The following is a 2,196-nucleotide window of genomic DNA, read 5'->3' on the forward strand; positions in this document are numbered from 1 at the left end:
GCGCGAAACACGGCGCTCGCGCCCAGCGCGTTGGCGTGAATGCCCTGGTGGCTGCGCTCGAACAGCCGCGCGCCGAAGCAGCCCTCGATCTCGCCGAGCATCTTGCTGATCGCGGGCTGGCTCAGGTGCAGCCGCGCCGCCGCGCCGCGCATGGTGGCGGTCTCGGAGAGCGCGGCGAGCAGCTCGAGGTGCCGCAGGCGCAGCTTGCGCACGAGATGGTGGGTCTTGGCGTCCATGGGCGGTTCGGTGTCGGAGGCGATAGCTGATCGTGATCGCTCCCTCACGATTATCGAATTTTCAAGAATAGGGGAAGGGGATAAGGTCCGGGCCGATGAACACCGAGACAACGACAGAGACATCCGGCCCCGCGGCACCGCTGGCGGGCGTGCGCGTGATCGACATGGGGCAGTACATCGCCGGCCCGGGCGCGGCGATGGTGCTGGCCGAGCTGGGCGCCGAGGTGGTGAAGATCGAGCCGATCGCGGGCGACCAAGCGCGCCACATCGGGCGCTACGGCGAGTCGATGATCCGGGCCTACAGCCGCGGCAAGCGCTCGATCGCGCTCGATCTCAAGAGCGAGGCCGGGCGTGCGGTCGCATGGCGGCTGATCGAGGGCAGCGACGTGCTGATCCAGAACCTGCGCCCGGGCGCGGTGGAGGCCCTGGGCTTCGGGCCGGAGCCGGTGCGCGAGCGCTTCCCGAAGCTGATCTACCTCTCGATCTCGGGCTTTGGGAACCGCGGGCCCTCGAGCGCGCGTCCCGGCTACGACGTGGCCGCGCAGGCCGAGAGCGGCCTGATGTCGGTGACGGGCGAGCCGGACCGGCTGCCGCAGAAGGTGGGCGTGCCGGTCATCGACGCGGCCGCGGGGCACCTGGGCGCGCAGGCGGTGCTGGCGGCGCTCTATGGCCGCACGCGCACCGGCAGGGGCGAGACGCTGCGCACCTCGCTGCTCGAGGTGGCGCTGCACCTGCAGGCCACCACCTGGTGCGACTACCTGGGCGGCGCGCCCGAGCCGACGCGCATCGGCGACGGCCAGCCGAACAACGCGCCGGCCGCGGAGGTGGTGCCCACGCGCGACGGGCACATCGTGCTGTCGGCCTATGCGGACGAGCACTGGGCGCGCTTCTGCCGGGTGGTGGGGCGCGAGGCGCTCGCGGACGATCCGCGCTTTCGCAGCAATGCACTGCGCGTGCGGCATCGCACCGAACTGCGCGCGGTGCTGCGCGAATGCCTGTCTGCCTTCACCAGCGAGGAGTGCGTGGCGCTGCTGAGCCGCAACCAGATCGTCGTCGGCGCGGTGCGCAGCTACCGGCAGGTGCTCGACAGCGAGGACGTGCAGGCCAGCGGCATGCTGGTCGACGCGGTCGCGGCCGACGGCAGCCGCTACCCCTCGCTTGCCTTGCCTTACAGCCTGGGGGAGGCGCCGCGCGCCCGGCCGCGCGCCGCGTCCGCCTGTGGCGAGGACACCGATGAGGTGCTGGGCGCGTTGGGCTTCGGCGCGCAGGAAATCGCCCAACTGCGCCGCGACGGCGCCGTGGCCTGAACGCCGGATGAAAGAGGAAAACGCCATGGACATGTTCACGCACGACGGCGAAGCCGCGGTCGTCCAGACGCTGCCGCTGTTCGAGATGATGCGCATGCGCGCCGCGACCACCGCGCGCCGCCATCCGCGGCTGGGCTTCGCCGCGACGGATCCCGGCACCCGGATGCGCTGGGTCAACCAGTTCACCCACACGCACCGCCGCCTCGGGCCGGAGGACCGTGAGGTGGTGAGCCCGAACAACGACACCGTCTACAGCAACGCCTGGCTCGACCTCTGCGAAGGGCCGGTGGTCATCGAGTCGCCCGACATGGGCGAGCGCTACTGGACCCTCGGGCTGCTCGATGCCTGGACCAACCCCTTCGCCTACGTGGGGCGGCGCACCACCGGCAACCGGGCGCAGCGCACGCTGGTCCATGGACCGGGCTGGCGCGGCACCGTGCCCGCGGGCATCACCCACACGATCCGCGCGGCGGGCGACGACGTCTGGCTGATCGGCCGCATCCTCGTGGAGGACGACGGCCCCGATGCCGAGCGCGTGCGCGAGTTGCAGGCGGGCCTGCGGCTCGTGCGGCTCGATGGCGCCGACGCGGCGATGCGCGTGGACACCGTGCTCGACGGCCGCGACACGCGCATTCCCGCGCCCGACCTGTATC

General features: G+C 72.0%; 3 protein-coding genes. 2 read left to right on the forward strand and 1 reads right to left on the reverse strand.

Translation table 11 applies throughout. The annotated features are described in order from the left end of the window. On the reverse strand, positions 1-236 hold a 236-nt coding region (locus tag AC27VN_RS39530), incomplete at its 3' end, for a helix-turn-helix domain-containing protein (RefSeq protein WP_490880222.1). Between the two features lie 95 nt (positions 237-331). On the opposite strand from AC27VN_RS39530, the gene AC27VN_RS39535 reads away from it, so the two are divergent. Both AC27VN_RS39535 and AC27VN_RS39540 read left to right on the forward strand, forming a co-directional pair. Further along, positions 332-1,543, forward strand: coding sequence for a CaiB/BaiF CoA transferase family protein (locus AC27VN_RS39535; protein ID WP_490880223.1), 1,212 nt, complete (start codon positions 332-334; stop codon positions 1,541-1,543). 25 nt (positions 1,544-1,568) lie between these two features. Further along, on the forward strand, positions 1,569-2,196 hold a 628-nt coding region (locus tag AC27VN_RS39540; RefSeq protein WP_490880224.1), incomplete at its 3' end, for a DUF1254 domain-containing protein.

It is taken from the genome of Variovorax sp. 20P10.2.4, assembly GCF_058244205.1.

What these genes read in the sequence shown, in the direction of transcription:
- AC27VN_RS39535 (WP_490880223.1), top strand. Translation starts at nt 332, where the DNA reads ATGAACACCGAGACAACGACAGAGACATCCGGCCCCGCGGCACCGCTG.